15 protein-coding genes are annotated in these 21,380 nt (G+C 65.7%); 8 read left to right on the top strand and 7 right to left on the bottom strand.

From position 1 onward, the window contains the following. The 3 genes from V7116_RS19000 to V7116_RS18990 form a co-directional block, all read left to right on the top strand. Positions 1 to 1,519: hypothetical protein (locus V7116_RS19000; RefSeq protein ID WP_324393543.1), on the top strand; the 1,519-nt coding region annotated here is incomplete at its 5' end. Between the two features lie 10 nt (positions 1,520 to 1,529). Beyond that, a complete protein-coding gene (locus tag V7116_RS18995) occupies positions 1,530 to 2,153 on the top strand; it encodes a YesL family protein (RefSeq protein WP_324393542.1) in 624 nt (207 codons plus the stop codon). Positions 2,154 to 2,297: 144 nt separating this feature from the next. Next, positions 2,298 to 4,346 carry an alpha-galactosidase gene (locus V7116_RS18990; RefSeq protein ID WP_324393541.1) on the top strand — a complete coding sequence of 683 codons (2,049 nt, stop codon included), beginning with the start codon at positions 2,298 to 2,300 and terminating at the stop codon, positions 4,344 to 4,346. 117 nt (positions 4,347 to 4,463) lie between these two features. Here the strand turns inward: V7116_RS18990 and V7116_RS18985 are convergent, their stop codons facing one another. The 5 genes from V7116_RS18985 to V7116_RS18965 all read right to left on the bottom strand — a co-directional run bounded on the left by V7116_RS18985 (position 4,464) and on the right by V7116_RS18965 (position 12,520). After that, on the bottom strand, positions 4,464 to 5,741 hold the full coding sequence (locus tag V7116_RS18985) for a glycoside hydrolase family 71/99-like protein (RefSeq protein WP_324393540.1): 1,278 nt from the start codon (positions 5,739 to 5,741) through the stop codon (positions 4,464 to 4,466). 409 nt (positions 5,742 to 6,150) lie between these two features. After that, entirely contained in the window at positions 6,151 to 8,868 is a 2,718-nt protein-coding gene (locus V7116_RS18980; RefSeq protein WP_324393539.1) for a glycoside hydrolase family 31 protein, read from the bottom strand. Positions 8,869 to 8,970: 102 nt separating this feature from the next. Then, entirely contained in the window at positions 8,971 to 9,840 is an 870-nt protein-coding gene (locus V7116_RS18975; protein ID WP_324393538.1) for a carbohydrate ABC transporter permease, read from the bottom strand. Positions 9,841 to 9,952: 112 nt separating this feature from the next. After that, complete coding sequence (locus V7116_RS18970) at positions 9,953 to 10,891, bottom strand: carbohydrate ABC transporter permease (protein ID WP_324393537.1); 939 nt, start codon at positions 10,889 to 10,891, stop codon at positions 9,953 to 9,955. A 228-nt stretch (positions 10,892 to 11,119) separates the two neighbouring features. Then, entirely contained in the window at positions 11,120 to 12,520 is a 1,401-nt protein-coding gene (locus V7116_RS18965) for an ABC transporter substrate-binding protein (RefSeq protein WP_324393536.1), read from the bottom strand. Between the two features lie 269 nt (positions 12,521 to 12,789). Here V7116_RS18965 and V7116_RS18960 point away from each other — a divergent pair, with 269 nt between their 5' ends. Together V7116_RS18960 and V7116_RS18955 are read left to right on the top strand one after the other, a co-directional pair. Continuing rightward, positions 12,790 to 13,938, top strand: coding sequence for a substrate-binding domain-containing protein (locus V7116_RS18960; protein WP_324393535.1), 1,149 nt, complete (start codon positions 12,790 to 12,792; stop codon positions 13,936 to 13,938). A 428-nt stretch (positions 13,939 to 14,366) separates the two neighbouring features. Then, complete coding sequence (locus tag V7116_RS18955; RefSeq protein ID WP_349258549.1) at positions 14,367 to 15,269, top strand: Gfo/Idh/MocA family protein; 903 nt, start codon at positions 14,367 to 14,369, stop codon at positions 15,267 to 15,269. Positions 15,270 to 15,381: 112 nt separating this feature from the next. On the opposite strand, the gene V7116_RS18950 is transcribed toward V7116_RS18955, so the two are convergent. Then, positions 15,382 to 16,635 (bottom strand): hypothetical protein, encoded by a 1,254-nt coding sequence (locus tag V7116_RS18950; RefSeq protein ID WP_324393533.1) that lies wholly within the window; start codon positions 16,633 to 16,635, stop codon positions 15,382 to 15,384. Positions 16,636 to 16,822: 187 nt separating this feature from the next. Between V7116_RS18950 and V7116_RS18945 the strand changes: the two genes are divergently transcribed. The 3 genes from V7116_RS18945 to V7116_RS18935 all read left to right on the top strand — a co-directional run bounded on the left by V7116_RS18945 (position 16,823) and on the right by V7116_RS18935 (position 20,508). Then, a complete protein-coding gene (locus V7116_RS18945; protein ID WP_324393532.1) occupies positions 16,823 to 18,151 on the top strand; it encodes a glycosyltransferase family 4 protein in 1,329 nt (442 codons plus the stop codon). A 328-nt stretch (positions 18,152 to 18,479) separates the two neighbouring features. Continuing rightward, positions 18,480 to 19,160 (top strand): response regulator transcription factor, encoded by a 681-nt coding sequence (locus V7116_RS18940; protein ID WP_324393531.1) that lies wholly within the window; start codon positions 18,480 to 18,482, stop codon positions 19,158 to 19,160. Further along, the gene (locus tag V7116_RS18935; RefSeq protein WP_324393530.1) at positions 19,153 to 20,508 is read left to right on the top strand and encodes a sensor histidine kinase; all 1,356 of its coding nucleotides are present in this window, start codon (positions 19,153 to 19,155) and stop codon (positions 20,506 to 20,508) included. The genes V7116_RS18940 and V7116_RS18935 overlap by 8 nt, the downstream gene beginning before the upstream one ends. Here the strand turns inward: V7116_RS18935 and V7116_RS18930 are convergent. Further along, on the bottom strand, positions 20,477 to 21,205 hold the full coding sequence (locus V7116_RS18930) for a Rossmann-like domain-containing protein (protein WP_324393529.1): 729 nt from the start codon (positions 21,203 to 21,205) through the stop codon (positions 20,477 to 20,479). The genes V7116_RS18935 and V7116_RS18930 overlap by 32 nt on opposite strands. Between the last annotated feature and the right edge of the window lie 175 nt (positions 21,206 to 21,380).

Raw genomic sequence — 21,380 nt, 5'->3', positions numbered from 1 at the left:
AGCGAAATACATCTTTTCCGACGGCGGCGCGGGCAGCTACATGCTGCGTTACGACGGCACGCCGGAGAGCGCCGCGTCGTGGCGGGGCACGGTCGATGATGTGCCGTTCGCGCTGAACGCGGATCGCACGCTGGTGATCGGCGCGGGCGGCGGTAAGGACGTCGTGCTGGCGCTGATGGCCGGGGCGCAGGACGTGACCGCCGTGGAGGTGAATCCCGCCGTGGTGCAGGTCACGCGCGACGACGCGGCTTACAACGGCGGCATCCTCGATCTGCCCCAGGTGCGGCTGGTCGAGGGCGACGCGCGCACCTTCGCCGAGCGCGACGAGAACACGTACGACCTGATCTACCTGAATCTGGTCTATACGCAGGCGGCGGAGCCGGGCAGCCAGGTGCTGGTGGAGAACTACATCTTCACGTGGCAGGCGTTCGAGACGTATCTGGAACGGCTCGCCCCAGGCGGGCACATCGCCATCATCTCGCACAACGCGCTGGAAGCCAGCCGCGCCGCGCTGACGGCGATCCGCGCGCTGGACGAGATGGGCACGCCCCCGGCGGAAGCGCTCGATCACATGGTGATGTGGATGCTGCCCGCCGAGGACGCGACGCTGCGCACCACGGCGCTGGTGGTCGGCAAAGAGGCGCTGACGCCGGACGCGCTCGACGCGGTGAGCGCCAGCGCGCGGTCGATGGGCCTGCAGGCGTTGTTCCTGCCGGGCGTGCAGGAACTCGGTTTCGAGCCGCTGCGCAGTGGCACGAGCCTGGACGCGTTCATCGACGAGGACGCGGCCTATAACCTGGAGCCGACCGGCGACGACAGCCCGTATTTCTTCCATCTCGACCAGGGCCTGCCGGGCCCGGTGCAGTCCGCGCTGGTGACGGCGCTGTTCCTGGCGGGCGGGCTGGCGATGTTCGCGCTGTTGATGGGCGCGCCCGAAAACAGCCGGGACAGCGTGTGGGCGTGGGGCGGCATGATGCTCTACGCGGCGCTGATCGGGGTGGGCTTCATGCTGGTTGAAGTGCCGCTGATCCAACACTTCCAACTGCTGCTCGGCTATCCGGTGGTGGCGCTGGCGGCGGTGCTGTTCACGCTGCTGCTGTCCGGCGGGGCGGGCAGTCTGCTCAGCCAGCGCTGGACTGCGTTGCAGCTTCCGGCCCGCGTGACGGTCGCCGGGCTGTGGATCGCGGGCGTGGCGCTGCTGTACCGTGTCGCGGTGTCGTCCGTGGCGGACGCGCTGCTGCCTCAGCCGCTGATTGTGCGCGTGCTGGCGGTCGTGCTGCTGACGGCACTGGTCGGCGTGCCGATGGGCATCCCGTTCCCCAGCCTGATGCGCCGCGCGGGGCAGATCCGGCAGCGTGTGGCGCTGCTGTGGGCCGTGAACGGTGCATTTTCCGTACTGGGATCGGTGCTGGCCGTGGTGCTGTCGATGACGTGGGGCTTCGGGCTGGCGCTGATGGTTGGCGCGCTGCTGTACCTGGGCATGGCGGCGCTCGCGCGTCCCGTGCTCAAGGGCGCGTAAGGAGATTCTCGTGCCGCGACTGCGCGTGCGTGAGGACAACGCGGATCGTCTGTGGGAGGCGTACTATCAGGCGGGCGACCTGATCGTGGTCAACTTGCTGTGGGTGGTGACCTCGCTGCCGGTGATCACGGCGGTGCCCGCGCTGGGCGCGCTGTTCCACGCCACGAACCGATTAGCGCACGGCAGCAGTGCCGGGTGGCGCGTCTTCTGGGAGGGCTTCCGCGAGCAGTTCTGGCTGAGCTGGCGCTGGGCGGCGATCAATGCCGCCGCCTTTGGCGTGCTGGGCGTGAACGTGTGGTTTTACGGGTGGGTCGATGCGGACTGGGCGGGCGCGGTGCAGACCGCGTTCGTGATCCTGCTGGCGCTGTGGGGCGAGCTGACCCTGTTCACGTTCCCGCTGCTGCTCGAACAGTCGGATCGACGCTTCGTGACCGCACTGCGCAACAGCGCCGTGATGCTGCTGCGCCAGCCGGGACCGGTGCTGTGGGCGGTGCTGCTGGTGCTGGCGGTCGCCGTGCCGAGCGTGCTGATCCTGCCGCCCGCGTGGATCATCATCTCCGGCAGCCTGTGCGCGTATCTCGCCAACCGCGCGGTGGTTCAGGCGATCCGGGCGATGAAGGAAAGCAGCGGTTAGCGATCAGCCATTAGCCGGGCTTGAGTCCTGGATCGATCTGCTCGCGCGGAATGAGCCGCTGCTTGACAATAGATCCCCATTACAACGTATCCCATTGTGATCATCTGCTGCGCCGTCTTCGGTCTGCTCAAGGAGCATCGTGCTATGGAAGATCCACGCCTGATCTCGCTGCTGACGCCGGGGATGAGTCTCGATTTGTCTGCCGAAGGGGACCGTCTGCGCGTGGAGGGGTTTGGCGCGCCGGGGCGGTCGTGGCTGGGCGATGCGCCGCCGGGGCTGTTCGGCGTGGAGATCGACAGGCAGCGGTACGATGCGTCGTCGCTGCCGCTGGTAGGCGTGGGCGAGGCGGACGCGGAGACGGGCATTACGCAGATCGTCGCGCGGTTCGGGGATGGGCGCGTGCAGGTCGATCACCATCTGCGCGGCTACGAAGGCGCGGCGCTGGTCGAGACGTGGCAGACGGTGCGCAACGTGGGCGGCGAGCCGCTGCACGTCACGCGGGTCGATTCGCTGGCGTGGAGCCTGCCGCCGGACGACTATACGCTGCTGCATTACGACAGCGACTGGGGCCGCGAGTTCGATCTGCGGCGCGTGCCGCTGCGCGAGGCGGTGGCGCTCGAAACGCGGTACGGGCGCGCATCGAAAGGGCAGCATCCGTGGTTCGCGCTGATCGGGGCGGACGGCGCGGTGTTTTCCGGCGCGGTGGCGTGGTCCGGCAATTGGGTGATGCGCTTCGAGCCGGGGGACGGCGGCGTTTTGCTCAGCGGCGGGCTCCACGATTGGGCCTTCGCGCGCGACCTGATGCCCGGCGACTCGCTCGACACGCCGCGCGTCGTCGTGGCGCTGGGGGCGGATCTCAATGCCGCGTCGCAGCAGTTCGCGCGGGTGGGCCGCCAGTGGTGGTATCCGCGTAACGCGCTCTCCGCGCAACTGCCGGTCGAGTGGAACCACTGGTGGAGCTACGAAGACAGGGACATCGACGAGAACGTGTTCCGCGCCAACGTCGATGCGGCGGCGGCGATGGGCTGCGAGATCGCGGTGCTGGACGCGGGCTGGTTCGGCCCCAGCGAGGCGGGCAGCCCGTGGTATGCGCTGCGCGGCGACTGGGACAGGGTGAACCGGGCGCGTTTTCCGAGCGGGCTGGCGGCGGTGGCGGATTATACGCGCGCGAAGGGGCTGAAGTTCGGGTTGTGGTGCGAGATCGAAGGGCTGGGCGAGCAGGCCGCGCTGGCAGTGGATCATCCCGATTTCCCCGCGCTGCGTGATGGCGAATCGCTGGGGTATGTCTGTTTGGGGAATCCGGCGGCTGAAGACTGGGCGTATGCGATGCTGGCGCGGCTGATCGAGGAGACGGCGTGCGACTGGGTGAAGCTGGACTTCAACGTCGATCCCGGCGCAGGCTGCAGCCGGATCGATCACGGGCACGGCGCGGGCGACGGTCTGCTGGCGCACTATCACGCCTACTACCGCGTGCTGGACCGTCTGCGGGCGCGCTTCCCCGAGGTGGTGCTGGAAAACTGCTCGTCGGGCGGGCTGCGCATCGACCTGGAAATGCTGCGCCACACGCATTTGACGTTTTTGAGCGATCCCGACTGGCCCACGCACGATTTGCAGATCTTTTGGGGGGCGAGCACGATGCTCGCGCCGGACGCATGCCTGCATTGGAGCTTCAGCGAGTGGTGTAACCCGGACCGGCCCGCGCAGCAGACATTCGATCCGCGCGATCCAGCCCTGACGCCGCACCAGCTCGACACCTATACGCGCATCGCCATGCTGGGCGCGATGGGGATCTCGCAGAAGCTGCCCGATCTGCCGGACTGGGTGCGGGCGCGGCTGGCAGGGCACATCCGCGTGTACCGCGAACAGGTGCGGCGCTTCGTGCGCGAGGCGGACGTGTTCCGGCTGACGGATCAGCCTCAGCGCGATGGCAGCAGCGATCGCTGGTGCGCGTTTCAGTACCGCCTGCCGGACGGCGCGGCGCACCTGCTGTTCGTGTTCCGGCTGGCAGGGGCGGAGGCGTCGCGAGCGATCCGGCTGGCGAGGCTGCGGACCGACTGTATGTACACGGTCGAGACGGTGGAGGGCGAGCGCGGCGTGGAGATGTGCGGGCGGGATCTGATGGACGCCGGGCTGCGCTTTGACGATCTACCGGAGGACGGATCGGCGCTGGTGAAAATAGCGATCAGCGGTTAGACGTCAGCCAGGAGCAAAAACAGGGCGGGTCACAGACCCGCCCCTACACAATTAATTGCTCGATTTGCTTGCTCCCCTCTCCAACTTGATTGGAGAGGAGCCGGGGGTGAGGTGCTTTTATGCCTCCAACCCACCTAGAATCTCGGCAGCGGTGGGCGCGTCGCCGGCGAGGATTGCGGACGCGGCGGCGTCCAGATCGGCGTTGACGGCCTCGTCGCCATAGTTGTCCTTGCGCAGCGTGTAGATCTCGAACGGCAGGCGCAGATCGTCGGCGCTGTACGGGAAGTCCTCGCCGCCGGGCAGCGCACGGCGCACGTCCTGCACCGTCTCCAGGTAGCGGTACCCGTATTCCTCCGCCGGTTCGATGTTGGTCCCCTCGCCGTAATCGTTCCAGGTGATGAGCTGGATCACGTCCGGGTTTTGGTCCAGCGCCAGTTGCAGCGTATAGCGGAACGTTTCGCCGTCTTCCGCGTCCAGGTAGCCGTAGCTGGCCTGCACGCCCGCCTCAGCATAGATGTCATAGAAGCCGGGGAACGCGCCGCCGACCATATACTCGCTGCGGGCGGCTTTGCGGTAGAACTGCGTCAGGTAGGCTTCGATCGCGGCGCGGTTGAGCGTCACGCCGCCCGCCATCGGCGGCCAGGGATAGCTCGCCAGCTCGTCCATGACGCGGTGACCGTCGAGCGTGACCAGCCCTGGCGCTGGATCGATGGTCGCGCGCAGGGTCTCCCACGCCGTTGAGCTTTTGAAGTACTGCGGGCCGAAGGTCAGCAGCACCGGCTGCCCGTTGTACTTGAGATAACTATCATCGGTAAACCACTGCTCTTGCAGGTAGCGCATCACGTCCTGCCCGTGCGCGAGCGCTTCCTCATCCGTGAAATGCCCCGCCTCGACCATGTATTTGACGGTGCGATCCTCGTAGCACACGGCGAACTTCAGCCCGGCGTTTTTCACGGCGTCGAACAGCGCCCCCGTGTTTTTATTGAGGTCGCCGTAGTCGCGGAAGTCCTCGATCCCGTACCAGTCAACGATCACGCCGTCGATGCCGCTGGCCTTCATGAGCAGCGTCTGGTATTCGAGCACGATCGGATCGCCGGAGTCGTAGGGGCCGGTCAGCGGCATGAAGTGCGACGCGATCTGTGGCCGTCCGTTTTCATCCGTCTCGGACGGGTTGAAGTGATCCATCGTCCAGTGCCAGCCCCAGTTGCCGCGTTTGGCGCGCGACATGTACCAGGGCATGTAGTGCGCCATCAGCAGGGGACGCGCGCTGCCTTCCGCCTCGCCGGACTGGGCGCGGGCCGGGTCGAACGAGATGGCCCCAGACAGCAGGCCGCCCGCCAACAGCCCCGCCGACCGGATCAGCGTGCGCCGGGAGAGCATCCATTCGGAGGTCATGGTACGGCAGATCCTTTCGTTGAACATTGAAAGTTGTAAGTTGTTCGTCGCCGGTTATTCGTTAACGGCAAAGACACGAAAAGCGCCCGCGACCTCGCCCTGGCCTCTTTCCGATCAGCCTGGGGCGGGAAGAATTTTGTAGGGGCGTATTGCGTACGCCCCATTTACACCGGTTAAGCAGTCCAGCGGCGTGCTGTGCGACTCTGCTTTTCGTAGGGGCGGGGCTTGCCCCGCCCGTGTGAGCAAAGCCGGGTAGGGCAAGCCCTACCCCTACGCGATCCGGCCCGACCACTCGCTCCGTATGTCCGTTCACCGCAGAGATCGGACACAAATCTGTCCGTTGACTTGGCGCGCATGGGGCGTATCCCAATACGCCCCTACGGATCAGCCGCCGCGTGCGATGGGCGGCTTACGGCGTTTGCTCGCGGTGCTCTTCCGCGACGCTGAACAGGTTCAGGTAATCGATCTGCGCCTGCCACTGGGTCGGGTGGACGTGCTCGCCATACGCGCCGTGCCGCCACGACCGGCCCGGCGGCGTGAACGCGGCGTAGCGCGGGGCGACGCCGTGCGAATGGTTCGAGGCGCGCAGCATGCCGAAGTGCAGGTAGGCGTCGGCGTAGCGGTACGTGATGCGCGCATCGTCGCGGTTATTCCACACCACGACCATCGTGGGATCGTGCGTGTCCGTGACGGCGTAGACGCCCGCGTCACATAACGTCTCGAACAGGGCGCGGGCGTGGGCGGTTTGCATGGTGATCACGTAGGGCGCGAGCTGCTCCGGGTCCGCCACGATCGCGTCGATCTCGCTGGCGATGCGGTTGCGGATGCCGGTATTCAGGCGGAAGAAGCGCAGCAGGCGCAGCACCGTCTCGCGGGTGCGGTTGCGGCGCGCCAGCAGCGAGTGGCTGCCGCCGTCCAGCACGAGCCGCAGCGCGGACGCCGTGCCGAGCGTGAGGCCCTCGATGCGCAGCGTTTCCGTTGCGGGATCGTAGACGCGCGTCACGTCCACGGCCCGCCCGTCGATCTCGACGACCAGATCCGCCGCGTCGCGCACGCCGCGCAGGTGCAGCACGACCGCGCGCTGCGCCGGGATCAGGCTTGTGTCGCCTTCCGGCGCGTCGATGGTGAGCGTGAGGCGGTTGCCCCGCCACTCCTGGGCGATATGCGTCTGGCAGACGTGCCCGGCGCGGTAGGCGTTGGTTTCGCCGTCGTCCTCGTAGAGCGTGAAGGTGTTGTTCGCCCCAGCGAAAACGTGCAGGTGCAGCGTCTCGGGATTGGCGATGTTGTCCCACGCGGCGTGCGGCCCCATCGGGACGATGGCCCCGGCGCGGGCGAACACGGGCATATCGGCCAGCGTGCCGTATACGGCCTGCCAGCGATCCCCGCCGACGTACTCGCCCGTGAAGAAGTTGCTCCACTCGCCGTCGGGCAGCCACACGACCTGACGGCTGAGGCCCGTATCGGGATCGGCGGGATCGACAAACGGCGCGGCGATCAGCTCCGTGCCGAACAGGTATTGGTGCGGGCAGTGGTAAGCCTCGTCCGCCTCGGGATAGTCGTAGTACATGGGCTGCACGAGCGGCAGGCTGTCGCGGTGGGCGCGGTGGGCCATCGTGTACAGGTACGGGATCAGCGCGTGGCGAAGCTGGAGCGCGTCGCGCACCACGTCGAGCACTTCGGCATCCTCGAACACCCACGGACGCATGTCGTAGTACTCGCCCTTGGTGATGTGGACGCGGTTGATGGGGCTGAACACGCCGAACTGGATCCAGCGCGCGTACAGCTCAGGATCTTCTACGCCGCTGGTGTGCCCGCCAATGTCGTGGCTCCACCAGCCATACGCGATGTTGCTGGCGGTCGAGGTCATGTACGCCTCGAAGCGCAGCGTGTCCCAGGTGCGGTAGCTGTCGCCGGAGAAGCCGATCGGGTAGCGCTGCTGGCCTTCGCGGCCCCAGCGCGAGAAGATGAACGGGCGGTGCGTGCCGCTGCGACCCAGGTCGTAAAAGTGCAGGTGGTTGATCAGCCAGAGCGGATCGAGGCCGGGCAGGGCGCAGGTTAGGCCCTGCTGCCAGTCGAGCCACCAGAAGTCCACGCCCATGTCTTCGTAGGGGTGGTGCAGCACCTCGAAATAGGCCGAAACGAACTCGGGCGAATCGATGCGGAAGGGGACCGGCTGCTTGCTTTCCGGGTCGATGCCGGTGCGCCGCGCCATCTCCGCATAGCCTTCCTCGTGGCAGTGGATGCCCTCGGCGGGATGCAGGTTGAGCGCCGTGCGCAGGCCCTTGCCGTGCATGAACCGGATCAGCCCTTCGGGATCGGGGAACAACTGGCGGTTCCAGGTGTAGCCGGTCCAGCCGGAGCAGTCGTTGCCCGTCTCGGTGAGGTGCCAGTCCATGTCCATGATGCAGACCGAAAACGGTAGCTCATAGGACTCGAAGTCCCTGATGAGCTGCACCATCTCGTCCTGGGTGTAGTGCCAGTAGCGGCTCCACCAGTTGCCCAAAATCCAGCGCGGGATCAGGGGCATGTGCCCGCTGATGCGGCAGTAGTCTTGCAGGCACGTCTTATAGTCGTGGCCGTAGCCGAAGAAGTACCAGTCCGTCGTGCCCGCCTCGCGCGGTTCCAGCCAGGGCGCGTCGTTGAAGACGAGTGTGGCGGAGTCGTCCAACACGGACCAGCCCGCGCGCGACATCAGCCCCAGTTCGAGCGGCGTATAGCCGTTGATGCCGTCGAGGGTGCGGGTCGTGCCCAGCAGGTTGCCGTCCGGCGCGTCCCCGGGCCGCCACTCGACGCCGCTCGCCTTGAGCGTGATCGAGAGCGCGTCGGGGCTAAAACCGTGATCGTCGCGGGAGCGATAGCGCAGCAGCAGCGCGTCCGTCTCGATTTCGAGCGTGCCGTCCGCCTCGCGGGTGGCGAAGGGCGGCACGGGCTGCTCGCGGAACCAGAAAGCCTGGCTGGGGCGATCCTCGAAGCGCGCCTGCGGATCGTATTCGAGCCGGATCAGGCGGTCGGTGAGCACCGTAAAGCGGGCATTTCCGGCGCGGACGATGGCGTCCGGCGCGGCGTTCGGCTTGAAAGTGAGCTTGAAGTGTTCAGGAATGATGGCATATTGTTCGACGATAGACATGCATAAGTCTCCAGCAGAATGCTGTGCGATAGGAGTGATCCGATGTTAGGACCTGGGACGGCTATTGACCAGTCTGCGCAGATAGGACGCAGGCCGGTAATTTTATCCCTTGACGCTGCCCAGCATCAGCCCCGCGACCATGTACCGCTGAAGCAAAATGGCGATCAGCAGCGGCGGCATCAGCGCGATGAACGCGGCGGCCATCTGCAGGTTGACGCCATGCTCCCCGGTCAGGTATTCCAGCCGGACGGTAATGGGCTGGTGCTGGGGATTGCTGATGATCAGCATCGGCAGCAGGTAGTCTTTCCACAGCGTCATGAAGGCCAGAATGCTCAGGATCAGGATGATGGCACGCGAAAGCGGCAGCACGATGTGCAGCAGGATCTGGAACGAGGACGCGCCGTCGATGCGGGCGCTGTCGAGAATATCGGGCGGGATGCGGTCGAAGAAGTTCTTGAGCACGAAAATGGCGAAGGCGCTGGCCGAATAGGGCAGCCACAGGCCCCAGTAGGAGTCGAGCAGGGTGACGTGTACGATCGGGACGTCGCTCAGGGTGACGAACAGCGGCACCAGATAGGCGATACTGGGGATCATCAGCGTGAGGCCGAAGCCGAGCATGATCAGCCGCCCGCCGCGCGGTTTGAGCTGCGACAGGGCGAAGGCTGCCAGCGACGAGACGATCATCTGTAACAGCACGGCCACCGAGACGATGATCATCGAGTTGCGGAACAGCTTGATCATCTCGAAGCGGTTCCAGGCTTCCTGGTAGTTCGACCACTGCGGGTCCGTGGGGAACAGCCGCAGGCCGGAGTTAAAGATCTCGGTGCTGTGCTTGAGGCCGGACGTAAATGCATACAAAAACGGGAACATCACGATCACGGCCAGCACGATCAGGATCGCCATCATCGTGTAATAGTAGATGCGTCCCGTCGTGGTGCGCAGTTCCACATCCGATAAAAAGCCGCGCGTCATGAGCCTTGCTCCTGGTAAAAATGGGTGCGGAAACGTTCATCTCCCGGCCCCTTCTCCCTGGGGAGGAAGGACATAGGCGGGCGGCAGAACCGCTTTCCGCACACGCTAAGAATTATCGGGTTCTGGGCCGGTTGAGATACCAGTTCAGACCCTGGTATATGCCTGCAAAGACCATCAGGACCAGCACGAGCATGACGCTCCACGCCGAGGCGTAGCCGATGTCCATGCGCATAAAGGCCCGGTTATAAATGTGCAGCACGGGCGTCAGCGTTTCGCGGCCCGGCCCGCCGTTGGTCAGCAGGAACGGCTCGGTGAAGACCTGCGCCACCGACAGCACCTGGAAGACGAACAGCAGCGACATCATCGGGAACAGGTGCGGCAGCGTGACGTGGCGGATGCGCCGCAGCGGCGACGCGCCGTCGAGTTCCGCCGCTTCGTACAGCTCGACGGGAATTTCCTGCAGGCTGGACAGGTAAATGAGCGTGGTGGTCCCGAACGCGCCCCAGGTCATGACCAGCACGATCGAGGGCTTGGCGAGCGCCGGATCTTGCAGCCAGTGCTGCGCGCTGATGCCGGCGAGGCCCAATATGCCGTTCAGGAAGCCCGCGTCCGGGTCGTAGATCAAACGCCAGACGATGATCGCAATCGAAATGGGGACGACCGTGGGCAGAAAATAGACCACGCGGAAAAAGCCCTGCGCGACGCGCATCTCGCGGATGAGGATGGCGAGCAGCACCGGCAGCGCATAACCGAGTAGGATGCTCCACGACGCGAACTCGAACGTGTTGGTCCACACGGCGTCCAGAGCGGGGTCGCGCTGCATCAGGCGGAAGTTGTCCAGGCCGATCCACTGCGAATCGCCCACCAGATTCACGTCCTGAAAGCTCATCTCGAAGGCGCGCACGATGGGATACCACGCGACCAGCGTGAAGATCAGCAGGGCGGGCAGCAGGAACAGATAGGCGGCAACTTGCTTGGAAATGTGTGACGGAATGCGGGCGGTCAAACCTTCTATAGACGGCAGCGTGTTCAAACGATAAGTCACTTTCATGAGCCTGCTCCATAGTTTAGAGCGTGCTGTGCACTGATGGCCTCATCTCCCGGCTACTTCCTCAACCGCGCGGCGGCGCGGAGAGCCGGGCGGCGCAAGCCCCACCCTGACGGATCGCGGGGGTACGAGCGGGCGAGAAATCCGGTTTCTCATCCCAAAGGTGCAGAACAGCCTCGTAAAAGGGTCGGGTGGGACTGGCCCACCCGACTCATTATTTCGTGACGGTGCTTAGTCCAGCACGAAGAGCTGGAATTCTTCGGCGACCTCAGCCAGCCGGGTGGCCGGATCGGCGCCCTCGCTGCTCAGGATCTCGCTGACCAGGACACCCAGTTCCGAGTAGTAGTCCTGGGCCGCGGCGGGCGGCTCGGCCTGGAGGGTGACCTCGCCAGCCTTCACGGCGTCGTTGAAGAGCTGGTAATTTTCGACGGGCAGCACGGTGTACTGCGCTTCAAATTCTTCACGCTTGGTCTGGTAGTCGCCCACGTAGAGCGGCAGGACGGGCTGGCCGACGAACTGGCCGGTTTCGTACCGGGTGATCGTCGTCTGCTCGAATTCCGCCGGGTCGAGTTCGCGCCAGGTCAGGAAGTAGAACGCGGCTTCCTGCTCGTCGGCAGAGGCGGATCCGTTGATCATCCATAGGTTACCACCGGTCAGGGCAACGCGGCCATTGGGGCCTGCCGGAACCGGGGCGTAGCCGTACTTGTTCAGGTCCGCATCGGGGAAGTTGGACTTCATGAAGCTGAACTGGTCACCCGCATAGATGACCATCGCGGCGCGGTCGGAGACCAGCGCGTCGGTGATGTTCGTCCAGTCGAGCGACGCGCCGGGCAGCACGTCGTAGGTCCAGCGCAGGTCGTGCACGTACTGGAGCGCGTCAACGGTCGCGCCTTCGCCGAAGGTCGCGGTGTAGGTGCCGTCGCCGTTGGGCTTGATAATGTCGTCGGGCATCGCGCCGAAGCCGTAGGCGATGTTGGTGTAATGCCAACCGGAAGCGCCCGTGCCGTCGTTAATGAAGGCGAATCCGGCGACGTTGTTGTCTTTGTCGGTCAGTGCGACGGCCATCTCGGCCAGCTCGTCCCAGGTGGCGGGCGGCGCGTCGTAGCCAGCGGCTTCCAGCATGCCGATGTTGTAGCCGATGCCGAGCGAATAGGCGAAGGTGGGGATGCCGTAGAGCTTGCCGTCATAGGTGGCGATGGCGAGCACGTTGGGGTTGTAGGCTTCCGCGATGCCCGATTCCTCGAAGAACGAGGTCAGGTCTGCGACTGCGCCCTGGCTGATGAACTTTTCCGGCTCGGTGAAATAGGTCTGGAACAGGGTGGGCAGCTGGTTGCCCGCGATCATGGCGATGAAGGCAGTCGGATCGTAGTCCAGCTCAAGGCCTTCGATGTGCACGTTGGGGTACATGGCCTCGAAGCGGGCGACTTGTTCTTCCCAGAGCGTGAGCTGTTCGGCAAGGTCCGCCGGGGGCTTGTTGCTGACGGTGATGGTGACGTCACGGCCTTCTGCGATCTGGTCGGGCAGGTTGACGACCTGGGGAATATCGGAGCCGTCTTGCCCATAGGCCGACGCGAGCGGGAAGCTGCCCACGAGGATGACCACTGCCAAGATAAGGAACAATTTCTGCTTCATCTTTTCTCCTGTATTTGAGTAATCCTGCATCCCTGCTAGGGGGTGGTGCGTCCTCGATAGGTGGCTATCAAGAACCGGTGTGAAAATTATTGAGACGTCTCAAAAATCATGTTATAATGGCTTTCAACGTTTGTCAAGCGGGAGGGTGACGCGCAGTTGCGGGTCGTTGGCGGGCGGGCGCGGGGTGCCTAACAGCCGCTAACGGCTAATTGCTGGTATTTGATTCCGCTGTGTACACTGGTGCTGGAACACAGCACCGGGGGGTGATCGTGGCGAAGCTAAAAGATGTGGCCGAACTCGCGTATGTGCCGATGGACGTGGCGTTCCAGGTGTTGAACGGAAGCGCGGATATCGATGCGGAAACCTCCCGGCGCGTGGCGAAAGCTGCCGAATCGCTGAACTATTCGCTGCGGATCACGCAGATCGATATCGCGGATCTGGCCGGGGTTGCCAAGGGCACGGTGTCGTATGCGCTGAACGACAGCGACCTGATCAAGCCCGAAACGCGCCAGAAGGTGCTCGATGCCGCTGCCGCGCTGGGCTACAACCTGAACATCACCGCGCGCAACCTGCGCACCAACCGCGCGGGCGTGGTGGGCTATTCGTGGCACGTCGCGGACGATCCCAGCCGCATGAACTACGTGCTCGACCGCTTCATTTACCTTGTGACTGCCGCCGCCGAAGCGCAGCACTATCACCTGCTGACGTTCATCCAGCCGCAGTCCGGCGCGGACCGCGTGTACGAAACGCTGATCGCCACGAGCCGCGTGGACGGGTTCATCATCTCGGACGTGGCCTACGACGATCCGCGCATTGCGCGCCTGTCGGCCATCAAAGCGCCGTTTGCGGCGTTCGGCGGCATGTACGTGCCGGACGCGGATTTTGCTTACGTGGACGTGGACGGCAAACGTGGGATCGAGCTGGTGGTCGATCACCTGCTGGAACAGGGGCACGAGCGGATCGGGCTGCTGACGCGGCATCCGGGCCTGCCGTTCAGCGATGCGCGCGAGGCGGGCTACCGCACGGCGATGCAGCGCGCCGGGCTGCCGATCCAGGAAGCCTGGATCGCGTATACGCCGAACATCCTCGGCGCGGCGTCGGCGGCGACGCATCAGGTGATGACGGCCAAACATCCCCCCACCGCGCTGATCTGCGCGCACGACCTCATGACGCTGGGCGCAAAATCGTACCTGGATGACCAGGACCTCAAGATGCCGGACGACGTGGCGCTAGCCGGGTACGACGACGATCCCACGTCCGCGTTCCTGGGCATCACGTCGGTGCGCCAGCCGATCGAGGAGCTTGCGCCCGCGCTGTTCGACATTCTGCTGGGCGAGATCAACCAGACGCCGCGCGAGGCGCGCCAGATCGCGTTTGCGCCGGATCTGGTCGTCCGGCCCAGCACGGTGCGGCGCTGATCGCATGACAGCCCCTATCCCCGGCCCCTCTCCAATCTCGCTTGGAGGGGGAGAACAGCAAACCCGCAGCAGGCTGCGCATCCCCGTTTGACGTGCCCGCACAGCGATAGACTTTCGGCACTCTCTAGTCCTCGATAGTCCTTGACACTCGCCCTCAATGTAGCTATGTTATCGGTATCATACATGTGTTACCGGGATTATGTCGCCGTGTTCTGCGTTCGTCGCCGTCGGGCGAGGAGCTATGTCCATCATGAGCAGCCGTTACCAGTTGGGGATCTTAGGTCTGGGTGAAGGCCGCAGCGCGATGTCTGCCGCGCTGAACAGCGAGGAATGGGATCTGCGGCAGGTGTGCGACGTCAACGAGACGTTGTGCCGGCAGCGCTGCGCCGAGTTTGGGTACGACCACTATACGCTCGACTACGAGGCGAATGCTGGCGGACGAGGCCATCGACGCCATCGCCATCTACACGCCCGATCCGCTGCACGGGCGGCACATCCGGCAGGCGCTGGCCGCAGGCAAGCATGTGATCTGCACCAAGCCGCTGCTGTCGTCGCTGGACGAGGCGCGGGCGGTGTATGAGGCATGGGCGGGATCGGGGCTGTATGTGTTCGTGGGCCAGAGCACGCGCTTCTTCGAGCCGATGATCCACCAGCGCGAGGATTACGAGGCGGGGCGCTACGGGGCGCTGCACACCATCGAGACGGCCTACAATTCCGACGCGCGCTGGTTTCTGGACAAGGGTTGGAGCACGCGGAACGGGTTTAGCTGGCTGTTCAACTTCCTGTCGCACGGGGCGGATCTGATCCGGTGGTACATGCCGGACGTGGACGAGGTGATGGGCTTCGGGCGCGTGGCGGGCCACGCGGCGGACCGGGACTTGCACGCGCCGAACACGATGCACTTCGTGATGCGCGCCCGGTCGGGCATGATCGCGCGCTGCAGCGGCAGTTACGTCGCGCCCGCGCTGCCGTACGACTTCCACCCGCAGATCAGCTGCACGCTGCGCGGCGATACCGGCTCCGGCTGCGCGGAATACAGCAACCTGCGCTATACTGCGACGTTCGACGAAGCGGAAATTCACCAGTACGACGAGCTGGAGCCGTACTACTTCCGGTTCGAGGGGCGAAGCCACCACGCCGGGGAATACCAGAACTATTTCGACTACTTCGCGCGCTGCCTGCGCGACGGCACGACGCCCAGGCCGGATCTGATCGAAGGGCTGGGCACGATCGCGCTGCTGCAAGCGATGGATCTGTCGATGCGGGAGGGTCGCCCGGTGCGGCTGTACGACGTGATCGACGCGTACGGACTGGGCGATATCCTGGGCTGAGCGGCGGATCGCTCGCGCGAGCGCACGCAAAAACGGCATTTCTCCTGTTTCGGAGACGCGGGGGCAGTTCACGGACTGCCCTCGCTGCGTTTTCGGGCGGATCGCGGCGCGATCAGGGCGTGGGGCCGTAGCGGCGACCCGTGCGCATCACGCGCGTGTCGAGCTTGAGGCGGGAGACGGCGCGGGCCAGCAGCGGATTTTCCAGGGCGGTGCGCAGGGCGGGCGCGTAGAGGGCGCTGCCAAGCTCGGCAGTCCGGCGATCCATCCAGCCGCTGGGCGGGACCGGGGACGGCACGGGCAGATCCGCGCGCGGCGGGCAGGCGTCCCGGCGCGGCGCGTGGATGTTGGACATGTCGAGCGCGTGCCAGACGCCGTCCGTGACGTATTCGGTGGCCTTGAGCGCGGGGTAATAGCCCAGCGCCGCCGCTTCGGACCAGATCGCGTCCAGATCGGCCTGGGTATAGGCCGGGTCGTGGCTGATGCCGTCACGGTACGACACGACGAACACAGGCTTATCGTCCGCCTCGATCAGCGGGAGCAGGTGGCGGTTGCTGGCGGCGAGCGCGTGATTCTCGATCAGGTAGTAATCCAGGTGTGGGGCGAGGCCGGACAGCGAATAGCCGAAGTGAAATTCGGGCGTGTGCCAGTACGGGTCGTACAGGTTGACGCCGAAGACCTTGCCCGCACTGCGCGTGATGCCCGCCATCTCCGCGCACAGATCGGTCAGGGTGCGGGCGCGGAAGTCGAGCGTGTCCGCGATCTGCTGCGGGCTGCGGCGCGGACCGGTCGGCAGCGCATAGCCGTACTGCTGCCGGAACGCGGCCCGGCAGTGCTCGCACTCGCAGCCGAAAAACGACGTGTAATCCTGGCGCACCAGGAAGGGCGGCAGGCCGAACATCAGGTTGTCGATGAATACGCCCGCGAAGGGGTGCACGCAGGCTGCCTCGACCCGCTGGCGGATCACGGCGCGGGCGGCGGGCTTGTTGGGGCAGGTGAACGAGCGGCCCTTGCTGTAGGGCAGCAGCCTGCCGTGCGGATCGCGGCAGAACACGTCCTGATCCGCGAACTCGTCTGTGACGAGGTTGAGGCCCTGCACGTAGGCGTGCGGCGCGATGTCGTACTGCGCGAAGTTGGGCAGGCGCTCGACGATAAACCGCCGGTCGGGCTGTTCGGTCGCGTTGGAAAAGCCCCACGAGAACGTGACCCACATATCGGTGACGCCCAGCTTGTCTTTGGCCTCGGCCAGCGCAGCGTCGTCGTAGAGCGCCATGAAGCTCGCCTCGTTGATCCGGGGCGCGTGATATTTCACCCGCAGCAACCGGATCGTGCCGGGTCCGCCCCAGGCATAAAGTCCCACTGGCTGCACCCGCGTCCTCCATCGTGTTCCCACCGCGCAAGAGCGTACACGATACCACGAAGCCGCACGCACGACGAGATTCCAGCGTCTTAAATTCATTTTACGCGCTGCTAACAGGCATTTGACGCGGGGATCGCACGGGTTTAATGTGCGGCGGCTACGATGGGGGCGATGGATTGGAAGCAAGGGGGATGGTATGGCCGCTCACCGCCTCGTCGCGGCGCTGGAACAGTTGGAACCGGATGCAATCGACCGGGTTTTCGGGCACGAAGCGGACCTGTTCTGCCGGGAGCCTGCGCCGTCCGTGCTGGCGCCTGTGCGCCGCGTGGCGCTCGTCACCGAGTCGTTTTATCCCAAGATGGACGGGGTGGCGAAGTCGGCGTACCTGACGCTGCGCTACTTGCAGCAGACCGGGCGCGAGGTGATGGTGATCGCGCCGGACATCGCACCGCCGCAGGTGGGGCCGAGCCGCGTGCGGGGCGTCGCGTCGGTGGGCCTGCCGTTCGCGCCGGAAACGCGCGTCGCGCTGCCGCTGGCGTCGGTGGGCAAACACCTGGAGGCGTTCCAGCCCGATCTGGTGCACCTGTTCAGCCCGGCGGTGATGTCCGCGCAGGGCGTGCGCTACGGCCAGCGCCATCACGTGCCGGTGATCGCCAACTACCAGACCGACCTGCCCGCCTACGCGCACCATTACGGCATGGGGGCGTTCGCGCCTACGGTGACGTCGTGGCTGCGGGCGGTGCACAATCGCGCGGATCTGACGCTGGTCCCCAGCCAGTTCACGCTGCGCCAACTGCGCGAGCAGGGCTATCGCGGGCTGCGCGTCTGGAAGCGGGGCGTCGATCTGGACCGCTTCAGCCCGGCCAACCGCTCGCCGGAGATGCGCGCAAAGCTGCTGGCGGGTCGCCCCGACGACGCGCTGCTGTGCCTGTACGTGGGGCGCATCGCGTCGGAGAAGCGGATCGATCTGCTGCTGGATATCGCGCGGGTGCCGGGCGTGGCGCTGACGATCGTTGGTGACGGCGCGGCTCGTGAGGATCTCGAAACCCTGTTCGCCGGGACGGATACCGTGTTTACCGGCTACCTGTACGGCGACGATCTGGCGGCGGCGTATGCCAGCGCGGACGCGTTCACCTTCCCCGGCCCCAGCGAGACGTTCGGGCAGGTGGTGCAGGAAGCGATGGCCTCGGGCCTGCCGTGCGTGGTGATCGACCAGGGCGGCGTCAGCGATCTGGTGACGCACGGCGCATCCGGCTTCGTGTGCTCCGCCGATCCTGCCGCGTTTGCCGAGGCGGTCGGGGCGCTGCTCAGCCACCCGGATCTGCGCCTAAACATGGCGCGGCGCGCGCGTGCTGACGCCGAACAGCGCCCGTGGTCCGCGATCATGGCCCAGCTTGAGGACTATTACCGCGAGGCGATTGCGTTCAATTACCGCCTCGTGAACCAGCGCTTCCGCCCGCAGCGCCCGTCGCTGGTGCAGCGGTTCTATACGCGCGTGGCGGGGCGCGCTTCCACTGCCGACTAGATGCGCTACCCCACAGCGCCCTTTCCCCACTTTGGCCCCTTTTTTCGCGGCGTGTGAAGGAAGGGGTGTTCTTTTGCGGAGCACCTACGCAGCAAGTTAAAAGCATAGCAGTGGAGCGACGGGCAACTCTGCCTTTCGTAGGGGCGGGGCTTGCCCCGCCCGTTGTGAGCGGAGCCGGATAGGGCTGCCCTATCCCTACGAAGAACAGCCGCCGAGCATCGGGTTGCGCCGTGGCGATAATCCCGTTACGCTGAAAGGAACAGTTGTCGCTCGCGGCGGCGTGTGTGCCGGTATTGCGCCGCTCGGCGAGCGATCCCGCGAGGAAACGATGTCCCGAACGATTCTCATTGCCGATGACGATGCTCAACTGCGGCGCACGCTGCGCGCCTATTTGGAAGATGCCGGATTCACCGTGCTGGCGGTGGGCACGGGGCAGGAAGCCGTGTTCGCCGTGCGGCACGACCAGCCCGATCTCGTGCTGCTGGACGTGATGATGCCGGAAATGGACGGCTTCGAGGCGGCGCGGCTGATCCGCAAACAGAGCGCCGTGCCGATCCTGATGCTGACCGCGCGCGACGACGAGGCCGACCAGACGACCGGGCTGGAACTCGGCGCGGACGATTACATCACCAAGCCGTTCAGCCCGCGCGTGCTGGTGGCGCGCGTCAAAGCGGCGCTGCGCCGCGCGTACGGTGATCTCGTCGCGGATGCGCCGGTGCTGCGCGTGGGGCCGGTGAGCCTCAGCGAAGAAACGCGCGACGTCAAGCTTGACGGCGAGCCGCTGGCGCTGACGCGCTCCGAGTTCGATCTGCTGGCGGCGCTGATGGCGCGGCCCGGTCGCGTCTTCACGCGCATGGAGCTTCTGGAGCGGCTGCAAGGCGAGGCGTTTGCCGCGTACGAGCGCACGGTAGATGTGCACGTAAAAAATCTGCGCGCCAAGCTGGGCGCGGCGGGCGAGCGCATCGAGACGGTGTACGGCGTCGGTTACCGGATGCGCGGCGATGAATAGACTCTGGATGCGGCTGGCAGGGGCGTTCCTGGCGGTGGCGCTGGTGGCGGCGGGCGCGGTGGTGCTGATCGTCAACCAATCGACGCGCAGCAGCTTTCACAGCTACGTCGGGCAGCAGAATATCGCCAACAGCAGCGGCGACGTGATCGACCGCCTCGAAGAGCATTACGCCTCGACCGGCTCGTGGAACGGCGCGCAAGATGTACTGCCGGGCCAGCGTGGGCAGGGCGGGCAGGGCGGCGGCCCGCGTTTCGTCGTGGCGGATACGGCATATACCATCGTGGCGGCGAACGATCAGACGCTGGTAGGGGAAAAGCTGGCCTCGTCCGAGCGCGACCTCGCGCTGCCGCTGGCGGTAGACGGGCGGACGGTGGGCTATCTGTTCCGGCAGACGGGCAGCGTCCAGGCATTGAGCGCGGCGGAAACGCAGTTTTTGGACAACGTGACCGACGCGCTGGTGATGGCCGCGATCGGCGCGGTGGTACTCGCGGTGGCGATGGGCGCGGCGTTGGCGTGGATGCTGGTCCGTCCGCTGCGCCACCTGCGGCAGTCCGCGCTGGCGATCGAGCAGGGGCGGCTGGGCGCGCGCGTCCCGGTGACGGGCACGGTCGAGTTTCAGGACGTCGCCGCCTCGTTCAACCAGATGTCGGCGGCGCTGGCCGAAAGCGAAACGCTGCGCCAGCGCATGACGACTGACATCGCGCACGAACTGCGATCCCCGCTGAGCGTGATGCGCAGCCAGCTCGAAGCCATGCTCGACGGCGTATTCCCGCTCAACGCGGAGCAGGTGGCGATCGTCTACGATCAGAATCTGCACCTGGGGCGGCTGGTCGAGGATCTGCGCACGCTGACGCGCGCCGAAGCGGGACGACTCTCGATGGACCTCACGCGGATCGAGCCCGGTGAGTTGGTGCAGCACGTCGCAACAGAGTTCGCGCCGCTGGCGCAGGATCAGGACATCGCGCTGGCGGTCGAGGTTGCGCCGGATCTGCCGCCGATCCGCGCTGACCGGGACCGGCTGCGGCAGGTCTTCACCAATCTGCTGGTGAACGCGCTCAAACATACGCCCGCCGGGGGCAGCATCACGCTGCGGGTGGATGAGGGCGCCGGCGGGGTGCGCTTCGAGGTGGCGGATACCGGCCCCGGCCTGACGCCGGATCAGGCGAAACACGTCTTCGAGCGGTTCTACCGCACGGACGACGCACGCCAGCGCGATCACGGCGGATCGGGGCTGGGGCTGGCGATCACGCAGGAGTTGGTGCGGCTGCACGGCGGGCGCGTGTGGGTCGAGAGCACGCCCGGCGCGGGCAGCCGGTTTATGGTTGAGCTTCCGCGCGCCGAAGCGTGACGAGTTCCACGCCCGCCTTGTGAAGCTGGCGGAAGGTCGCGCCCTGCTCGACGGCGCGCAGCACCGGATCGATCTCGCGCACGATGGAGCTGGACACGATGTCCACGCCGTGATCGAACAGGACCGGGCTGCACGGCGTGCTGGCCCCCATTACTAGGACGGTGGCGTGCGGCGCGCGCAGTGCCAGTAAGCCTTCGAGCGAATGGTTGACGAACGTCATGCCGGTGATGGCGATCACGTCGGCGCGGGGCAGCTCGTCCGGCCCCGGATGCTGTTCCAGCACCAGCAGTTCCCCCACGCGCGGGCGCAGACGCGGCACGAACGGGAAGCCGCCGATCATCGCCACGGTTTTGCCCGCGCCGCGCTCCGCAATGACTTCCTCCGCGTTCAGGTTTTCCCAGGTTTCCGGCACGGGCAGCAGTGCGTTGATCGCTGCCGCGCCGACGCTCGCCAGCGTGGGGTGATCGCTGCCAGCCATCTGCGCCAGCTCGCGCGCGGGCAGGGTGTGAAGCTGGCCCGCCTGGGCGATGGTCGCTTCCCCGAAATGTTCGGTGGAGGTGGTCAACGTGGAGGCCAGCCCGCAGTGGTCCTGCCCATCGACGCGGGCCACCACGGCGGTCCAGTGTACGCCGATGCTGACGTGCAGGATGTTGGCGCTGGAGGGCAGCGCGGCCAGGAGATCGTCTAACAGGGTCATGGTGCATCCAATCGATTGATGAAAAGGGATCAGTTTTTAGCCATCAGAGTTCAGCCAAGGCAAAAGCAACGGACCTCACCCCAACCGCTCGAACCGTAGGGGCGATGCAAGCATCGCCCGGCTTTTGTTCTGTTCCCCTTCCCTCCGCTTGCGTGGGGGAAGGGGCCAGGGGATG

Source organism: Aggregatilinea sp. (assembly GCF_036822615.1).
Lineage (GTDB): Bacteria > Chloroflexota > Anaerolineae > Aggregatilineales > Aggregatilineaceae > Aggregatilinea.
The sequence above is the reverse complement of the archived record's forward strand: the minus strand, read 5'-3'. Positions and strand labels throughout refer to the sequence as shown.